Annotated in this window: 16 protein-coding genes; 8 read left to right on the top strand and 8 right to left on the bottom strand. The window is 68.6% G+C overall.

What is annotated here, in order from left to right:
- Nucleotides 1-143: 143 nt before the first annotated feature.
- Nucleotides 144-881, top strand: coding sequence for a ribonuclease activity regulator RraA (locus FHP25_RS24060; protein ID WP_147849516.1), 738 nt, complete (start codon nt 144-146; stop codon nt 879-881).
- Nucleotides 882-892: 11 nt separating this feature from the next.
- On the opposite strand, the gene FHP25_RS24055 is transcribed toward FHP25_RS24060, so the two are convergent.
- Entirely contained in the window at nt 893-1,969 is a 1,077-nt protein-coding gene (locus FHP25_RS24055; protein ID WP_147849515.1) for a glycosyltransferase family 4 protein, read from the bottom strand.
- A gap of 9 nt (nt 1,970-1,978) precedes the next feature.
- Complete coding sequence (locus FHP25_RS24050; protein ID WP_408068541.1) at nt 1,979-2,698, bottom strand: UDP-2,3-diacylglucosamine diphosphatase; 720 nt, start codon at nt 2,696-2,698, stop codon at nt 1,979-1,981.
- Nucleotides 2,699-2,970: 272 nt separating this feature from the next.
- On the opposite strand from FHP25_RS24050, the gene FHP25_RS24045 reads away from it, so the two are divergent.
- Nucleotides 2,971-3,855 (top strand): diacylglycerol/lipid kinase family protein, encoded by an 885-nt coding sequence (locus tag FHP25_RS24045; RefSeq protein ID WP_231712450.1) that lies wholly within the window; start codon nt 2,971-2,973, stop codon nt 3,853-3,855.
- A 120-nt stretch (nt 3,856-3,975) separates the two neighbouring features.
- On the opposite strand, the gene FHP25_RS24040 is transcribed toward FHP25_RS24045, so the two are convergent.
- From FHP25_RS24040 to FHP25_RS24020, 5 genes are all read right to left on the bottom strand, one after another.
- Complete coding sequence (locus tag FHP25_RS24040; RefSeq protein ID WP_147849512.1) at nt 3,976-5,190, bottom strand: lytic murein transglycosylase; 1,215 nt, start codon at nt 5,188-5,190, stop codon at nt 3,976-3,978.
- Between the two features lie 4 nt (nt 5,191-5,194).
- Nucleotides 5,195-6,901, bottom strand: coding sequence for a TldD/PmbA family protein (locus FHP25_RS24035; protein WP_231712449.1), 1,707 nt, complete (start codon nt 6,899-6,901; stop codon nt 5,195-5,197).
- Nucleotides 6,902-7,184: 283 nt separating this feature from the next.
- On the bottom strand, nt 7,185-7,835 hold the full coding sequence (locus tag FHP25_RS24030; protein ID WP_218578550.1) for a class I SAM-dependent methyltransferase: 651 nt from the start codon (nt 7,833-7,835) through the stop codon (nt 7,185-7,187).
- Nucleotides 7,836-7,838: 3 nt separating this feature from the next.
- Nucleotides 7,839-9,077, bottom strand: a complete 1,239-nt coding sequence (locus FHP25_RS24025) for a DUF3419 family protein (RefSeq protein ID WP_218578549.1) — start codon at nt 9,075-9,077, stop codon at nt 7,839-7,841.
- A gap of 89 nt (nt 9,078-9,166) precedes the next feature.
- Entirely contained in the window at nt 9,167-9,550 is a 384-nt protein-coding gene (locus FHP25_RS24020; protein WP_218578547.1) for a lytic transglycosylase domain-containing protein, read from the bottom strand.
- A 224-nt stretch (nt 9,551-9,774) separates the two neighbouring features.
- Between FHP25_RS24020 and FHP25_RS24015 the strand changes: the two genes are divergently transcribed.
- Nucleotides 9,775-10,794: a zinc-dependent alcohol dehydrogenase family protein gene (locus tag FHP25_RS24015; RefSeq protein WP_147849511.1), complete on the top strand. Its 1,020-nt coding sequence runs from the start codon at nt 9,775-9,777 to the stop codon at nt 10,792-10,794.
- Between the two features lie 82 nt (nt 10,795-10,876).
- Here FHP25_RS24015 and FHP25_RS24010 read toward each other — a convergent pair whose 3' ends face one another.
- On the bottom strand, nt 10,877-11,392 hold the full coding sequence (locus FHP25_RS24010) for a PRC-barrel domain-containing protein (protein ID WP_178133745.1): 516 nt from the start codon (nt 11,390-11,392) through the stop codon (nt 10,877-10,879).
- A 256-nt stretch (nt 11,393-11,648) separates the two neighbouring features.
- Between FHP25_RS24010 and FHP25_RS24005 the strand changes: the two genes are divergently transcribed.
- The 5 genes from FHP25_RS24005 to FHP25_RS23985 all read left to right on the top strand — a co-directional run bounded on the left by FHP25_RS24005 (nt 11,649) and on the right by FHP25_RS23985 (nt 16,291).
- A complete protein-coding gene (locus tag FHP25_RS24005; protein ID WP_147849509.1) occupies nt 11,649-12,692 on the top strand; it encodes a S1C family serine protease in 1,044 nt (347 codons plus the stop codon).
- Between the two features lie 109 nt (nt 12,693-12,801).
- Nucleotides 12,802-13,749, top strand: a complete 948-nt coding sequence (locus FHP25_RS24000) for an MBL fold metallo-hydrolase (RefSeq protein ID WP_147849508.1) — start codon at nt 12,802-12,804, stop codon at nt 13,747-13,749.
- A gap of 29 nt (nt 13,750-13,778) precedes the next feature.
- The gene (locus FHP25_RS23995) at nt 13,779-15,446 is read left to right on the top strand and encodes an FAD-dependent oxidoreductase (protein WP_147849544.1); all 1,668 of its coding nucleotides are present in this window, start codon (nt 13,779-13,781) and stop codon (nt 15,444-15,446) included.
- A 2-nt stretch (nt 15,447-15,448) separates the two neighbouring features.
- Nucleotides 15,449-15,655 carry a DUF2783 domain-containing protein gene (locus tag FHP25_RS23990; protein ID WP_147849507.1) on the top strand — a complete coding sequence of 69 codons (207 nt, stop codon included), beginning with the start codon at nt 15,449-15,451 and terminating at the stop codon, nt 15,653-15,655.
- 156 nt (nt 15,656-15,811) lie between these two features.
- Nucleotides 15,812-16,291, top strand: a complete 480-nt coding sequence (locus tag FHP25_RS23985) for a GNAT family N-acetyltransferase (RefSeq protein WP_147849506.1) — start codon at nt 15,812-15,814, stop codon at nt 16,289-16,291.
- The last annotated feature ends 1 nt before the right edge of the window (nt 16,292 follow it).

Genomic DNA, 16,292 nt, shown 5'->3' with positions numbered 1-16,292 from the left:
GTCCCCTTGCTCCCCAGGCTGGAACTGGGGATGAAAGCTGCGGCGATGTCAACCACAAGTAGAGGCCGCAACGCGACGGGGCCATGCGCATTGAATGACGGCGCAGTCAACGTCACTCTGATCTCAGCCAGAAGGAGAAACGCATGAGCGAGGCAGTTGTCTTCAAGGCGTTGACGCCGGAAACGATCAAGCTGTTCCAGGCCGCGAGCACGGCCACCATCACGATGCAGCTCATGAAGCGCGGCTTGCGCAACATGGCGATCAACCTGCGGCCCATGAATCCCAACGCCGCCCGCATGGTCGGCCCTGCCTATACGCTGCGCTACATCCCGGCACGCGAGGACCTGACGCCGCCGCCCAAGCCGACCGACCCGTCCAATGCCCAACGCGAAGCCGTCGAGCATGCGCCGGCCGGCGCGGTGGTGGTCGTGTCGACGGGCGGCGAGCTGCGCAGCGGCACGTTCGGCGATATCCTGGCGGCGCGGATGATGGTGCGCGGCATCGCCGGCGTGGTCTCGGACGGCGGCATGCGCGATGCGCCGGTCATCGCCAGCATGGACCTGCCGGTTTTCGCCGTCTGTCCGACGGCGCCGCCCAGCATGACCAGCCTGATGCCGATCGACGTGCAGCGGCCGATCGGCTGCGGTGGCGTGCCGGTGTTCCCCAACGACGTGATCGTGTCCGATGCCGACGGCGTCGTCGTGGTGCCGCGTCATCTGGCGGACGAGGTGGCCCGTGACTCGGCCGACCAGGAGCACCTCGAGAAATTCATCGCGCTGCAGGTGATGAAGGGCAAGGCCATACCCGGCCTCTACCCGCCCAATGACGAGACCAAGGCGGCGTACAAGGCCTGGCTGGATGCGGGGCAACCCTCCGGCTGAGCGAGGCCGGCTCAGGCGCGATTGGGCGCTGGCGAGCCCGAGCCCGCGGACTGAGGCGCGGCGGCCCGCCACACCGTCTCAGGCGCCGGCAATGGCACCAGGTTGGCGAAGAAGACCTCGGCCGTATGCCGCCATGAGTAGCGCGCGGCATGTGCCCGGCACGCGGCGCGGTCGGCATCAAGCGCCATCAGCGCCGCCGCCCGCAGATCGTCGTTCAAGGCGCCGACCGGCGCGTTGCCGATCACGTCGCGCGGACCGGGCACGGGGTAGGCTGCCACCGGCAGGCCCGACGCCAGCGCCTCCAGCAGCACCAGGCCGAACGTGTCGGTGCGGCTGGGGAAGACGAACACGTCGGCCGCGCGGTAGAGCGCCGCAAGCTGCTCGCCCTGCTGCTGGCCGGTGAAGCGTATATTCGGGTATCGCGCGACATATTTGGGCAGGAGCGGGCCGCCGCCGACCACCCATTTGCGGCCTGGCAGGTCGAGCGCCAGGAACGCCTCGATGTTCTTCTCCACCGCGACGCGGCCGACATAGAGCCAGATCGGCCGATCACCGTCTTGCAGCGTCGCCCCGGGCGGGCGTGGATGGAACAGCTCGAGGTCGACGCCGCGCGTCCAGGGACGGATGTTGCGGAAACCGCGCGCGGCAAGATCGCTGCGGATGCTGTCGGTCGAGACCATGATGCCCGACGACGGTCCGTGGAAGCGGCGCATGATGGCGTAGGTCCAGGCCGTCGGGAACAGGAAGCGGGCCCGCACGTACTCGGGAAAGCGCGTGTGGTAGGCGGTCGTGAACGGCAGCTTCCGGCGCACGCAGAGGCGCCGCGCGGCGATGCCAAGTGGGCCCTCGGTGGCGATATGGATCGCCTCCGGCGCGAAGGCCGCGAGCAGGCTGGCCAGCCGTCGCGCCGGAAGGAGCGCAAGCCGGATCTCGGGATAGGTCGGGCATGGCCAGGTGCGGAACCGGTCGGGACCGAACATCTCGACCTCGTGGCCCATCGCCACCAGCTCGCCGCGGACGGTATCCAGCGTGCGCACGACACCGTTGACCTGGGGCAGCCAAGCGTCCGTGACGATGGCGATCCGCACGATGTCGGCCTACTCGGCAGCCAGCCTGGCCGGCGCCGGGACGGGAACGAGCCGCCGCGCGCGCTCTTCCGTCCACCGCAGGATCGACATGTGCCCGTCGCGGTCCTCGACCAGCGCCGTGCAGCTCTCGACCCAGTCGCCATCGTTGCAGTAGAGCACGCCGTCGATCGTGCGAATCTCGGCGTGATGGATATGGCCGCAGACGACGCCGTCGACACCGCGGCGGCGGGCTTCGGCCGCCACCGCCGCCTCGAACCGGCCGATGTACTCGACGGCGTTCTTGACCTTGTGCTTGAGGTACGCCGACAGCGACCAGTAAGGCAGCCCTAGCGCGCGGCGGATGCCGTTGAAGATGTAGTTCAGCTTCAGCGCGGCGGCGTACGCCCAGTCGCCCAGGATGGCCAGCCATTTGGCGTGGCGCACCACACCGTCGAAGACGTCGCCGTGGAGGATCAGCAGCTTGCGGCCATCGGCCGTCTCGTGGATCGCTTCGGCGCAGACCTCGACACCGCCGAACAGCAGGCCGCAATAGTCGCGAGCCGCCTCGTCGTGGTTGCCGGGGACATAGATGACCTTGGTACCCTTGCGGGCCTTGCGCAGCACCTTCTGCACGACATCGTTGTGGGACTGCGGCCAGTACCACCAACGCCTGAGGCGCCAGCCGTCGACGATGTCGCCGACCAGGTACAGGTAGTCGCTCTCGTTGTTGCGCAGGAAGTCGAGCAGCATCTCCGCCTGACATCCCCTGGTGCCAAGGTGGATATCGGAGAGGTAGATTGCCCGCCATCTTGCTGGCGCCGACCGCAGCGCGTTCATGGAACCATCTCTTGCCGGTTCTCGTTGCGCAAGGCGCGAAGGGTTGATTCAATGCAGTCGTTGTACGTTTGATCGATGATGGCATTGTGACTCTTGTGCGGCGGTTCGATTACGGCCGGGCACGCACTTCCTCCACACGTCCTGGTATGCAACCCGCCGCGCCCCTCCCCATCCGCCGCCTCCTGGTGATCCGCAACCCGACAGCCGGACGGCGCCATCCCCGCGTCTTCGACGCGGTCGCGGCCGCGGTGCGCGCGCGCGGCCTCGTGGTCGACATCGTCGATACCGAAGCCCGTGGCGATGCCGAGCGGCTGGCCCGCGACGCTGACGCCGGCCGCTACGACGCGGTCGTGGCAGCCGGCGGTGATGGCACCATCAACGAGGTCGTCAACGGCCTGATGGCCCGTCCGGCCGACGACCTGGCGTTGGGCATCATCGCCCTGGGAACGGCCAATGTGCTGGCCCGCGAGATCGGCGTCGGCACCCGTATCGAGGCCCTGACGGCGGCCCTCGTGCAAGGTGAAGCGACGCCGATCATGGTCGGAAGGCTCGCCGATGCGGCGGGGGCGTGCTCCTGCTTCCTGCTGATGGTCGGAGCCGGCTTCGATGCGCATGTTGTCGCCACGGTCGGCACCGACCTGAAGCGACGCTTCGGCAAGGGCGCCTATGTCTGGCGGTCGCTGGTCGAGATGATCCGGTATCGTGATCGGCGCTATCGGGTGACGATTGACGGGCGGCCATATCCGGCGGCCTCGGCCGTCGTCAGCAACGGCCGCTTCTATGGCGGGCCTTTCGTCGTGGCGCCGGCGGCCGATCTGCGCCGGCCGATCCTGTCGGTGTGCCTGTTCGAGCGTGGCGGCCGGGCTCAGGTCGTGCGCTACGGCGCCGGCCTGGTCACCGGCCGGCTACCCACGATGGCAGGCTACCGCGTGATCGAGGCGACGGAGGTCCGCATCGCGGGCGGCGAGGGCGACGAGCCGGTCCAGGTCGACGGCGACCACACGGCGGCGCTGCCGGTGACCGTCACCGTCGCGCCACGCCGCCTGCGGCTGCTGATGCCGCCGGCGTGAGGCTGGGGGCGCGCCATTCCAGTGGCGCACCGGCGCGTAGCGCCGGATCATGAGCGGTGAATTGATAGGCCGGCCCTCCGTGCCGGTGCGCCACTGGAGTGGCGCGCTCCCGGCAAGAGACTACGGCGCGGCGGCGCGCAGGCGGGCCACGGTGTCGGCGGTAGGGTAGCCGTCGGCGACCACGCGGGCGCGGATCTGGAAATCACGGATGGCGGCGCGGGTGCGCGGGCCGAGCAGGCCGTCGATCTCGTCGCCGTAGAGTCCCAGCCGCTGCAGGCGGCCCTGCATGTCGATCACCGTCTCGCGCGCCAGCGGCTGGTCGTCGGCCGGCGGCGGCTGCATCAGGCCGGGGCCGCCCGCGATCTGCCGCGCCAGCTCGCCCACCGAGATGGCGTAAAGCTGCGAGCGGTTCCAGATCATGATCACCTTGTAGTTCGGCCACAGCATGAAGGCCGGCCCGCGGTAGCCGGCGGGCTGCGCGATGGCGGCGCGCTCGCCGAAATCGGCCAGCGGCCGACCGTCGGCGTAGCGCACGCCCAGCGATTGCCACTCCCGCACCGGGCGCTCGGTCGACAGGTCGACCCGGGCGTAGTCGAAGCCTGGCGGCAGCACCACCTCGTCATGCGACGGCTGGCCGCGCTTCCAGCCGCTCCTGGACAGGAAATTGGCGGACGAGGCGAAGACGTCGGGCAGGCTGGTCCACAGGTCGACGCGGCCATTGCCGTCGCGGTCGACGGCGTAGTTGACGTAGGTCGAGGGCATGAACTGGGTGTTGCCCATGGCGCCCGCCCATGAGCCCTTCATCTGCGCCACGGTCATGTGATTGTTGGCGAGGATCTTCAGCGCCTGCACCAGTTCGTTGGCGAAGAATGCCGCGCGCTTGCTCCGGCAGGCCAGCGTGGCGAGCGAGCGGATGACCGAGAAGTCACCCATGATGGCACCGTAGTTGGTTTCCAGGCCCCAGAACGACACGAGGTAGCTCGCCTGCACGCCGTACTCACGCTCGATCGGATCGAGCACGGCGCGATGGCGCGCCAGCATCTGCTGACCTTTGGCGATGCGCTCGGCGCTGATCGCGTTGGCAAGGTAGCGCCCGAGCGTGAGCGTGAATTCCGGCTGCCGGCCGTCCAGCTCGAGCACGCGCGGATCGGGCGTGACCGTGCGCAGCGCCTGGTCGGCGGTGCCCTGCGGCACGCCCTGGCCGACGGCCGTGTCGCGGATGGCATCGAGGCAGGCGCGGAAGTCGCCCGATTGCGCCATCGCCGGCACGCTCGCCACGGCGAGCAGGCAGCCGGCGAGGGCGATCGGGCGCAGCAGGGGACGGACGGCCTTCATGATCCTACTCGCCGGCGATGGTCATGCCGTCGATGCGCACGGTCGGTGCGTTGACGGCGCCTTTGAAGACCAGGTCGTTGGCCGGCGTCAGGTTGAGGAACATGTCCTTGAGGTTGCCGGCAACAGTCATGCCGGAGACCGGCCAGGCGAGCTTGCCGTTCTCGATCCAGAAGCCCGCCGCGCCGCGGCTGTAGTCGCCGGTGACGCCGTTGACGCCAAAGCCGATCAGCTCGGTGATGTAGAGGCCATTGTCGATATCGGCGATCAGCTCGTCGACCGAGGCGCTGCCGGCCTCCAGATAGAGGTTGCTGGTCGAAGGGCCGGGCGGCCCCGAGACGCCGCGGCTGCCGTGTCCGGTGGGCGCGAGGTCGAGCTGCCGTGCCGATGCCAGGTCCAGCACCCAGGTGGTGAGGGTGCCGTCATCGACGATGTTCCAGCGGCGGGTCGGCAGGCCTTCGCCATCGAACGGGCGCGAGCCCGATTCACGCTTGCGGTGCGGGTCATCGATGATGCGAAGGCCGGGCTTGAAGATGCGCTGGCCCAGCCTGTCGAGCAGGAACGACGTCTTGCGCGCGATCGCGCGGCCGTTGATGGCGCCGGCGAGGTGGCCCAGCATGCTGGAAGCGACCCGCTGGTCGTAGACGACCGGGGCCTTGGTGCTCTTCATGCGGCGGGGATTGAGCCGCCTGACGGCCTTCTCGCCGGCCGTGCGGCCGATCTTCTCCGGCGCCTCGAGCTGGTCGACATAGATGCCGCTGGTCCAATCGTAGTCGCGCTCCATGCCGGTGCCGTCGCCGGCCAGCACGGAACAGGAGAGCGAGTAGCCGCCGCGGCTGTAGTCGCCGGCGAAACCGTTGCTGGCAGCCAGCGCTACGCGGGTGCGACCCCAGGACGCCGAGGCGCCTTCGGAGTTGGTGACGCCGGCAACGGCGCGCGCCGCATCCTCGGCACGCGCGCACCAGTCGGCAAGCTGCTCGACCGAGGCCTCGGCCCCGTCATCGAGGTCGAGGTCCGGCCATTGCCGCGCCAGCATCTCCGCCGGCGCCAGCCCGCATACCGGATCCTCGGGCACGGCCCGCGCCATTGCCACGGCGCGGCCGGCAAGCTCCTTCAGTGCGCCGGCTTCAAGGTCGGTGGAGGAGACGATCGCCTGCCGCGTCCCGACGAACGCGCGCAAGCCCAGGTCGCGGCCCTCGCTGCGCTCAAGCTGCTCGCGCGCGCCCAGCCGTTGGCTGACCGAGAGCTGCGTGCCTTCGACGTAGATGGCGTCGACGGCATCGGCGCCGGCAGCCTTGGCCCAGGCGACCATGTCGTGCAGCAGCGCGGTGTCGATGGCAGGCGGCGCCGGCCGCGCTGCGGGCTTGATCGCCGGCGCTGCCGGCGCCTTGCGCGCCGGCTTCGCCGCGCTGGCAGGCTTCTGCGGCGGCTTCACAGGCCTGGTCTTGGGCTCGGGCAGCGTGCTGCGTGTCGCCTTGGCGGCGGGCGCTGCCGCCTTCGGCTTCGCGACAGGCTTCGTGGCCTTTACGGCGGCCTTTGGCTTTGCAGCAACGGGCTTGGCGACGGCTTTGGCCTTTGCCGGCGCTTGCGGCTTGGCAGACGCGGCCTTGGCGCCGCCGGCCTTGGGCCGAAGGTCAACGGCCTTCTTCGGCGCCGCCTTCTTGACCGACGCCGGTGCCTTGGATTTTGCCGTCTTCTTCTTTGCTGCTGCCATTCACGAACTCCGCACGCGCTCAACTCGAGCTGCGGTGGTGGTAATAGGACACAATTGACGCGGAAGCGACCCCAAGACCGCAGCCCGCCAACACGGCCTCGAGCCATGGCCGACCTCGCTCACGATCCCGTGACTCGTCGCGTCACGGGCGATCGTGCCCCGACGGTGAGCGGGGACGCGGCCGTTGATCAGTGGCAAGCTATGGCAGGCAGGCATGCCGCACCATAGCCGAGCGGCGCGCGCCGGGCGAGCCTGCCGGGCGGCCGAGGCGGCATCGATGCGGTCAGGGGTTGTGCATCACCGCGTAGCGTGCATAGCCGCGATAAAGCGGCTCGACGCTGACAGAAAGATTGGAGCGCGCCGCGACCGCGCGCAGCAAGGCGGGCAGATCGTCGCACGGCGCCACATCGAACAGGGCCAGCCAGCGCCGCAGCCCCTGCCGCAGCCAGCGCGGCAGATGCGCCTGGTCTCCGAAATCGACCACGTGCAGCGCCCCACCGGGCGCCAGCAGCCGCGGCACGCCGTCGACCACGTCACGCCAGGCAGGGATCATCGACAGGCTGTAGGAGATGAACACGCGATCGAAGCGTGCGGCACCACAGCAGACAGCCGGGTCGAAGGCGGTGGCATCGGCTTCGGCCAGCCGGATGCGCGACGACAGCCCGGCGCGCGCAACGCGGCGGCCGGCCGTGTCCAGCATCGCCGACGAGACGTCGAGGCCGTGGAGGCGCGCGTGCGGATAGCGCCGGGCCGCCGCGATCAGGTTGCGGCCGGTGCCGCAGCCGATCTCCAGCACGGTCGCGCCCGGCGCCGGCTGCAGGCGCGCGATCAGGCGATCGCGTCCAAGGAGATAATATTTGCGGCTGGCGTCGTAAACATGCCGCTGGTGCCGGTACATCCGGTCCATCAGCAGCGCGGCGGCCTCGGCGCCCACTGGTCATCCCTGCCGGATGTAGAGATGGAACCCGCCGTAGATCGCCGAGCGGTCACGCGCCGTCAGCGCCTGCGACGTTGCATCGTCGTAGTGCCAGCATGCCAGCGTGTCGGGAGCGACCCGGCCGGGCAGCAGGCTCGGCGCGGCTGCGGTTCTGAAGATGACCCGCGCCCCGGGCCGGGCCGTGCGCGTGATCTGCTGCCACAGCGTGTTGAGCTGATCGTCGGTCATCCAGTCCTGGGCATCGAGCAGCACGTAGCGGTCGATGGAGCGCGCCGGCCGGCTTTCCAGGTAGTCGGTCAGCGAGCGATGCAGGACCTCGACCCGATCGGCGCGTGTGCGCACCGCCTCGAAGTGGTCGCGCCGCAGGTATGGCGGCAGGGGCCCGTCGGCGTCATCGGCATAGGCGCGACCGAAGGCTTGCCAGGCGAAGTAGTTGTCCGCGAGGCTGAAGCCGCAGGCCAGCCGCTCGACCCGGGCGCGCAGCACCGTGGCGACATGGCCGTCGGCCGCTGCGGCGAGCGTGTCGTACTGGGCCGGCGGGATGCCCAGCCCGTAGAGCGACATGCGGCTGCTGGTGGCCCAGCGCACGAGCTTCTTGTCGAACAGCGGCGCCAGCGCGGAATCGAAGAAGCGACGCTGCTCGGCCAGCGTCCGGGCCCGCAGCGCCTGGCGCAGATCCACGCCGTAGAGCCGAGCCGCCCAGTAGCCGGCGCTGAGGAAATGGCCGAGCAGTCCGTGACGGTAGAAATTGCGCGCGAACAGCGTCACCCGCCGCCGCCCAAGCCCGAGCAGGCCGCGGCCTTCCCAGTAGGCGCGGCTCGCGGCATCGAGGCGGGGCGCGAGGAAGCGCCAGTAGGCGGCGACATTGGCCTTGTCGTCGGCCTCGCCGAAAAAGCGATAGAACGCCGGCCAGCTCGGCAGGTGCTGCGCCGCCACGAGCTTCAGCCGGCTGAGCGCGACATGGGCGCGGTTGAGGTCGACGGCCGTGATGCGTCCCGGGTCTGCCGTGAGATAGGAGAGGATATTGCAACCGCCCGAGGCGATGGCCACCACGTGGCAATCGGAGCCGATCGCCAGCGCCTCGAGATCGACTTCGGGGTCTTCCCAGATCTGCGGATAGACGAGCCCCTTGAAGGCCCATGTGAAGAGGTGCTCGAGCATCCCGTCGCGGGACAAGGCTCCGTTGCGATGGACGGCTCGTTTCAGCAGCTCGCCGCCGCGCTGGCTGTCGACGCTCACGCCTGATCCTCACGCTGCATGTCCTGCGCGTGACAACCTAGATGACAGGTGATGTTGGTTTGATGACAGGCGGCCACGCCGCCCGATATTCAATAGCCCGTGCCGTAGAGGACGCGCGCGACCTTGGCGTCGCCCTGGGCCATCCTGTAGGCGCCGGCGAGATAGCGCACGCCCCAGGTGAGGTTGGTGTCGGGATCAAGCAGGCCGGCCGCCGAGCCGCGATAACCCAGGCCGCGCGCCGTGGTGTACTTGATCTGCATCAGTCCCATCGCACCGCCGCCACCGACCACGCGCGGCTGATAGCGGCTCTCCTCGCGGCAGATGCGGTGCACGAGAGCTTCCGGCACACCATTGGCTCTGGCGTGCTTGGCGATCAGCTCGTTCAGACCCGCCGTCGGTGCCTGCGCGCTGGCCGCCGCCGGGATGAGCAACGATGCCGTGATCGCGGCGGTCAGCATCTGGCAGCGGGTCATCGGTTCATCCTCCCTCGGCGGGTCAAATGAGGTGCCAGCCCCGCACTAGATCGGACGCGACGAAGGCGATCAAGCGTCATGGCCTGCCAAATGGGGCAAAAACGGGGCGGTCACTTCTTTCACGGCGGTGAAGCATGGGCGATCGAGACCTGCGGCTTGCCGCATCCGGCTGGTGTCGTCATCCTTCGTGCCATACCCGCAACCGTTGATCCGAGTTCCGTTCCATGAAAGCCGTCATCCTCGAAGCATTCGGCAAGCTCGAATTGCGCGACCTGCCGACACCCAAGCCGGGGCCGGGCCAGGTCCTGGTGCGCATTCGCGCCGCGTCGCTGAACTATCGCGATCTGCTGATGGTCAAGGGTGGCTACGGTTCGGTGGCGAAGCCGCCCTTCGTGCCGGTGTCCGACGGCGCCGGCGAGGTCGCCGAGGTCGGGCCGGGCGTGGCGCGCGTGAAGCCTGGTGATCGCGTCACGATGAGCTTCTTCCAGAAATGGCTGGCCGGGCCGGCGCATCGGCTCGACCCGCGCGCGCTGCCCGACAAGGCGCCGCTGGGCGGACCCAACGACGGGGCGCTGCGCGAGTTCGGCGTGTTCGACGAGACCGGCGTGTCGGTCATACCCGATCATTTGTCGTACGAGGAAGCCGCCTGCCTGCCGTGTGCCGGCCTTACGGCCTGGAGCGCGGTGGTGGCTCAGGCGACCACCGAGCCGGGCGACGTGGTGCTCACGCAAGGCAGCGGCGGTGTGTCGATCTTCGCGCTGCAGTTCGCCAAGCTGCGCGGCTGTCGCGTCATCGCCACGTCGTCGAGCGACGAGAAGATCGCGCGGCTGAAGGCGCTCGGCGCCGATGTCGGCATCAACTACAAGACCACGCCGGAATGGGGCAAGGCGGCGCGTGCCGCCAATGGCGGGCAGGGTGTCGACCAGGTGGTGGAGGTCGGCGGCGCCGGCACGCTGGCGCAATCGATCCGCGCGACGCGGTTCGGCGGCACCCTCAGCATGATCGGCGTGCTCGACGGCGCGGCCGGCGACATGCCGGTGGCGCTGATCGTGATGAGCAACCTGCGCTTGCAGGGCGTCACGGTCGGCAACCGTGCCGACCTCGATCAGATGATCAGGGCGATCGATGCGGCCAAGCTGAAGCCGGTGGTCGACAGCGTCTTTCCGTTGGCGAAGTGGGCTGACGCCATGGCGCATATGAGCGCCGGCCGGCATTTCGGGAAGGTCTGCATCGGGATCGGATGACAGCGCAGGCGCCCATGGTCGGGACAGGAAAGGAGGGTGCGCTTGCACCCTCCTTCCTCGCGGCGCTCAATGCGAAGGAGCGCTAGTTTGTGGTGCGCGGCGTCGTGCCGGTGCCCGGCGACGGCGTGCTCGGCGGCGTGCGCGGCACGTCCTTCACGTAGCCAGGATAGTACACGGCGCTGCGATCGAACTTCGGCATCTTGGCTACCGATTCCTTGGTGGCCGACGGATAGACCATGTGGTCTGCCGCCATCTGCAGGTCGCTGATGGGGATGGCCACCAGGCGATCACCAATGCCAAGGAAGCCGCCGACGCTCAGCACTGCATAGTTCACTTTCGAATCGCTGCCTATCAGCAGGTCGTCGACCGTGCCGATCTTGTCGCCGGCGCTGTTGCGCACCGACGTGCCGATCATGGCGTTGGCCCGCGCCACGGCGCCATCGGGCACCACGCCCTTGTCGGTGGTCGAGCTCACGGGCGGCGGCGACGGTGGTGATCCGGGTGTGGTTGTCGTCTGCGACAGGGCCGGTCCGGTGAAGGCGAGCGACAACGCCAGCACCGAGGCGACCGTCGGGAGGGTCACATGCTTGCTTTTCATGGCTTTCTCCAACACAGTGCGGACAGGTCGGGCGCGACAGCGCGGGCGTTGGCCCGTTGCAGCACGCTTGTTGGGTGAACGTGCCGGAGCGGCTGGAAGTTGCGTCGAATCCGCGGGCTTGAAGCGGCTTTTCAGATATCTCCTGTGCATCTTTCACTACAGCGTGCGTGGCTGAACATTTTTCAGCGCAACGCCATCGTGCTAACCTCGCTTGCATCACAGGTGCAGCAGCGCCGTGCCGGCGAAGGAGGGCACGATGCCGCGTCAGGGCAACAAGTGGCGCAACATCGCCATCGCCAGTCTGGTCCCGGTCTTCCTCGGTGGAGCGGCGGACGCGCAGCAGGATCAGCCGGCAGGACCGCAAAGTGAGCGCGTGCGATTGCCGGATGCGGTCAAGCGGGCATTGCCCGCCGTCGTGGCGCTGAAAGCGGTCATCCCGCGCACCGCCCGATCGGCCGAGCAGCTTGGAACCGAGCGGGCGGGACATGGCGTGGTGATCGACGAGGACGGCCTGGTGCTGACCGTCGGCTACCTCATCATGGAGGCCGAGTCGGTCGAGGTCATCGAAGCCGGCGGCCGGCGCGTATCGGCCACCGTGGTGGCCTATGACTACGAATCCGGCTTCGGCCTGCTGCGCACGGCGCTTCCTTTGCGTGCCCGGCCGCTGCCGCTGGGTGATTCGGATGTGCTGAAATTCCGCGACGTGGTCACGGTGGCCGGCCATGGCGGCGAGGAGATGGCCCAACGGGCCGTGGTCGTCGACCGCCGGGAGTTCGCCGGCTATTGGGAATACCTGCTGGAGAACGCGATCTTCACCTCGCCGCCCTACGGCCTGTTCGGTGGCGCGGCGCTGCTGAGCGAGGAGGGATCGCTGCTGGGCATCGGCTCGCTCTATGTCGGCGATGCCTATCGCGCCCATGGCGGCACGCTGCCGGGCAACATGTTCATTCCCATCAACCGGCTGAAGCCGATCTTCGGCATCATGAAGGAAGGCCGGCGTCCGCCGACATCCAAGCCCTGGATCGGCGTCTATACCCAGGAAGTGCACGGCCGGCTGATCATCGCCTACGTGTCGCCCGACAGCCCAGCCGACCAGGCCGGGCTGCGGCGCGGCGACATCATTCGCGATGTCGGCGGCACCGAGGTCGAGGAGGTAGCCGACTTCTACCGCAAGCTTTGGGCCAGCGGCACCAGCGGCTCGACGGTGAAGCTGGGCATCGAGCGCGACGGCATATCGGAGGAGGTCACGGTGCGCTCGACGGACCGCTACAAGTATCTGCGGCTGGACCAGAGCCTGTGACCACCGGCGTCGCGCCGGTTGACTCGGCTGTGGCCTGTACAGTTACATATGAAACTAATTGACCGTCAGCGGCGGCGCCGAACGGCGTAGAGACAAAGGAGGGACGACGATGGCCAAGGCCTTCGCCTCGCAGGCGGACCTGGAAGACAAGAAGATCACCTTCAGCCGGCTGTCGGAGCACGCCTACGGCTTCACCGCCGAAGGCGACCCGAACACGGGCGTGATCATCGGCGACGATTGCGTGATGGTGCTGGATGCCCAGGCGACGCCGGCCATGGCGCAGCAGGTCATCGAGCGCATCCGCACCGTGACCGACAAGCCGATCCGCTACGTGGTGCTGAGCCACTACCATGCCGTGCGCGTGCTGGGCACCTCGGCCTATGGCGCGGAGCACATCATCGCCAGCGAGGCCACGCGCGAGCTGATCGTCGAGCGCGGCATGCAGGACTGGAAGTCGGAGTTCCAGCGCTTTCCACGGCTGTTCCGCAATGCCGAATCGATTCCTGGGCTGACCTGGCCCACCATCACCTTCAACGATCGCATGACGATCTGGCTGGGCAAGGTCCAGGTCGACATCATCCATGCCGGCCGCGGCCACACCAAGGGCGACACCATCGCCTGGCTGCCCGAGGAGCGGGTGCTGTTCTCGGGCGACCTGGTGGAGTTCGGGGCCACGCCCTACGCCGGCGATGCCTATTTCGAGGACTGGCCGCAGACGCTGCAGCGGCTGCGCGACCTCAAGCCGGCGGCGCTGGTGCCGGGCCGTGGCGATGCCCTGATGACGCCTGAAGCGGCGGAGGAGGGGCTCGCGGGCACGCAGGCCTTCATCACCGAGCTCTATGGCGAGGTCAGGAAGAGCGCGCTTGCCGGTGGCGACCTCAAGAAGGCCTACGATGCCGCGATGGCCAGGCTGGGCCCGCGCTATGGCAACTGGGTGATCTTCGAGCACTGCATGCCCTTCGACGTGTCGCGTGCCTACGACGAGGCCAAGGGCATCGAGCATCCGCGCATCTGGACGGCGGAACGCGACATCGAGATGTGGAAGTCGCTGGAGTAGATCTCTGCCTTCCGGTCGGCGGCTTCGAGATGGGCAGCTACGTCTATCCCCGGTACGCGTATGTGCCGCCACCCGAGCTGACGGTCGGCGCCTGCGTCGCGTCGACCTACCCGGTGGTGATCGTCGGCGCCGGGCTGGTCGGGCTGACCCTGGCGCTCGACCTGGCCCTGAAGGGCGTGCCGGTCACGGTGCTCGATGAGGACGACACGGTCAGCATCGGCAGCCGATCGATCTGCCAGGCGCAGCGCACGCTCGAGATCTGGCACCGGCTGGGCGTCGCCGACCGCATGGTCGCCAAGGGCGTCACGTGGGACACCGGCGAAGTCTATGTCGGCGACCGCCAGGTCTATCGCTTCAACATGCAGCCCGATCCGGGACAGCGCTTCCCGGCGTTCATCAACCTGCAGCAGTACTATTGCGAGCAGTTCCTCGTCGAACGCTGCGGCGAGGTCGCCGGCGTCGACCTGCGCTTCCGCAACAAGGTCATCGACGTGCGGCCGGGCAACGACCATGTCGCCGTCGATGTCCATACCCCGGACGGACGCTACACGCTGCGTGCCGCCTGGCTGGTGGCCTGCGATGGCGTGCGCAGCGCCGTGCGCACGCTGCTGAAGCTGCCTTACGAAGGCGAGGTCTTCGACGACCAATTCCTGATCGCCGATATCCGCATGCGGGCGGATCTGCCCAACATCCGCAAATACTGGTTCTATCCGCCGTTCCACCCGCAGAACTCAGTGCTGCTGCACCGCCAGGCCGACGATGTCCTGCGCGTCGACTTCCAGCTCGGCCGCGACGCCGATGCCGAGGCCGAGCGCCGCATCGAAGCGATCGACCGGCGCTTGGGCGTCATGTTCGGTCCCGCTGCGCGCTGGGACCACGAGTGGAGCAGCGTCTACAAGTTCACCTGCCGCACGCTGCCGCGCTTCGTGCATGGGCGGGTGATCTTCGCCGGCGATGCGGCGCATGTCGTCTCGCCGTTCGGCGCGCGTGGCGGCAACTCCGGCGTGCAGGATGCGGACAATCTCGGCTGGAAGCTGGCGCTGGTTGTCCAAGGCATCGCGCCGGCGTCGCTGCTGGAGAGCTACAGCCATGAGCGCGTGCAGGCGGCGCGCGAGAACATCCGACAGTCGACGCGCAGCACCGATTTCATCACGCCCAAATTTCCCGCCAGCCGCGTCTTGCGCGACGCTGTCCTCGACCTGGCGCGGGACTTTCCGTTCGCGCGTGCCATGGTCAACAGCGGCCGGCTGAGCCGCCCGACCGGCTGTTCCGACTCGCCGCTGCATGCCGGCGGGGCCGCAGAGGATTGGGGGCCGGCGCCGCCGCCAGGCGACGTGCTGCCGGACGCGCCGCTGGCCGACGACAACGATATCTGGGCCACCGAAGCCGTCGCGGGACGCTTCGCGGTGGTGACCTTCGCCGATACGCCGGACGGGCTACCGTCCGATGCCGCCGCGCGCCTGGCCGCGCCGTTCCCGGTCGCCTGCCTCGCCGTCATGCGTGATGCCGGCGCCCGCCCGGCTGGCTGGGACGCCTTGCATGACACGAAGGGCATGCTGGCGCGTCGTTGCGATGCCCGTCCGGGCACCACCTACCTCGTGCGGCCCGACCAGGTGATCGCCGGCCGGTGGCGGGCGCTCGATCTTGCGGCGCTGGCAGCCGGCCTGCGGCGCGCCGCCGGCCTTGTGGAGGGATGACGATGACGGCGCTGCGGCATGATCTGAACCTCGCGCGGCCGGACGATGTGTACAACCTGATCGTCGATGCGCATAAAGGGCTGGACGACGCGCAATGCCGCGCCTTTGATGCACGCCTGATCCTGCTGCTGGCCAATCAGGTCGGTGACGAGGCGGCGATCCGCGAGGCAGTCGATGCGGCGCTGGCTGGGCTGGTGCCGACCGCGTGACGCAGCCGTCGCGTGGCTGCGTCCGACCGGAGGAGGGCAATGGCGTGACGGGGAAGATCCTCCACGGATGCACCGGCATCATCGCGCCCGGCGACATTGCAGGCGCAGTGCCGTCGATCGACGGCGGCCACCCCACTTTCTGAGCGCGATCCCTCAATGCCACAGATCACGGTCCGCAAGGCGCTGCCGCAAGACGCCGCCACCATCCACCGTTTCTGCGTGGCGCTCGCCACGTTCGAGGGCGAGCCCGATGCCGTCCAGGCGACGCCCGAGATCCTGAAGCGCGACGGCTTCGGACCGGAAGCGAAATTCGCCACGATGATCGCCGAGCTCGACGGCAGGCCGGTGGGCTTCGCCCTCTACACGTTCAACTACTCCGTCTGGGAAGCCCGTCGCGGGATGTTCGTGGAAGATATCTGGGTCGAGGAGGACGTGCGGCAGGCGGGTGTCGGCCGGGCGCTGATGGCGGCGCTGGCACGGGAATGCCACGACCGGGGCTATGGCCGCATCGACCTCAATGTCCTGCACTGGAATCCGGCGCGCCGCTTCTACGAAGCGATCGGCTGCACGCATATCGAGACGTGGCTGCCCTATCGGATCCGGGGTGATGCGCTGCGGCGCCTGGCGGCCATATGAG

The organism is Vineibacter terrae, assembly GCF_008039615.1.
GTDB lineage: Bacteria > Pseudomonadota > Alphaproteobacteria > Reyranellales > Reyranellaceae > Vineibacter > Vineibacter terrae.
This window is presented reverse-complemented; position numbering and strand designations above follow the sequence as displayed.

Coding starts and splice junctions, on each gene's coding strand:
- FHP25_RS24035 (WP_231712449.1), bottom strand. CDS start 6,901: ATGGCAGCAGCAAAGAAGAAGACGGCAAAATCCAAGGCACCGGCGTCG.
- FHP25_RS24050 (WP_408068541.1), bottom strand. CDS start 2,698: ATGCTGCTCGACTTCCTGCGCAACAACGAGAGCGACTACCTGTACCTG.
- FHP25_RS23990 (WP_147849507.1), top strand. CDS start 15,449: ATGACGGCGCTGCGGCATGATCTGAACCTCGCGCGGCCGGACGATGTG.
- FHP25_RS24060 (WP_147849516.1), top strand. CDS start 144: ATGAGCGAGGCAGTTGTCTTCAAGGCGTTGACGCCGGAAACGATCAAG.
- FHP25_RS24010 (WP_178133745.1), bottom strand. CDS start 11,392: ATGAAAAGCAAGCATGTGACCCTCCCGACGGTCGCCTCGGTGCTGGCG.
- FHP25_RS24005 (WP_147849509.1), top strand. CDS start 11,649: ATGCCGCGTCAGGGCAACAAGTGGCGCAACATCGCCATCGCCAGTCTG.
- FHP25_RS23995 (WP_147849544.1), top strand. CDS start 13,779: ATGGGCAGCTACGTCTATCCCCGGTACGCGTATGTGCCGCCACCCGAG.
- FHP25_RS24020 (WP_218578547.1), bottom strand. CDS start 9,550: ATGACCCGCTGCCAGATGCTGACCGCCGCGATCACGGCATCGTTGCTC.
- FHP25_RS24015 (WP_147849511.1), top strand. CDS start 9,775: ATGAAAGCCGTCATCCTCGAAGCATTCGGCAAGCTCGAATTGCGCGAC.
- FHP25_RS23985 (WP_147849506.1), top strand. CDS start 15,812: ATGCCACAGATCACGGTCCGCAAGGCGCTGCCGCAAGACGCCGCCACC.
- FHP25_RS24000 (WP_147849508.1), top strand. CDS start 12,802: ATGGCCAAGGCCTTCGCCTCGCAGGCGGACCTGGAAGACAAGAAGATC.
- FHP25_RS24040 (WP_147849512.1), bottom strand. CDS start 5,190: ATGAAGGCCGTCCGTCCCCTGCTGCGCCCGATCGCCCTCGCCGGCTGC.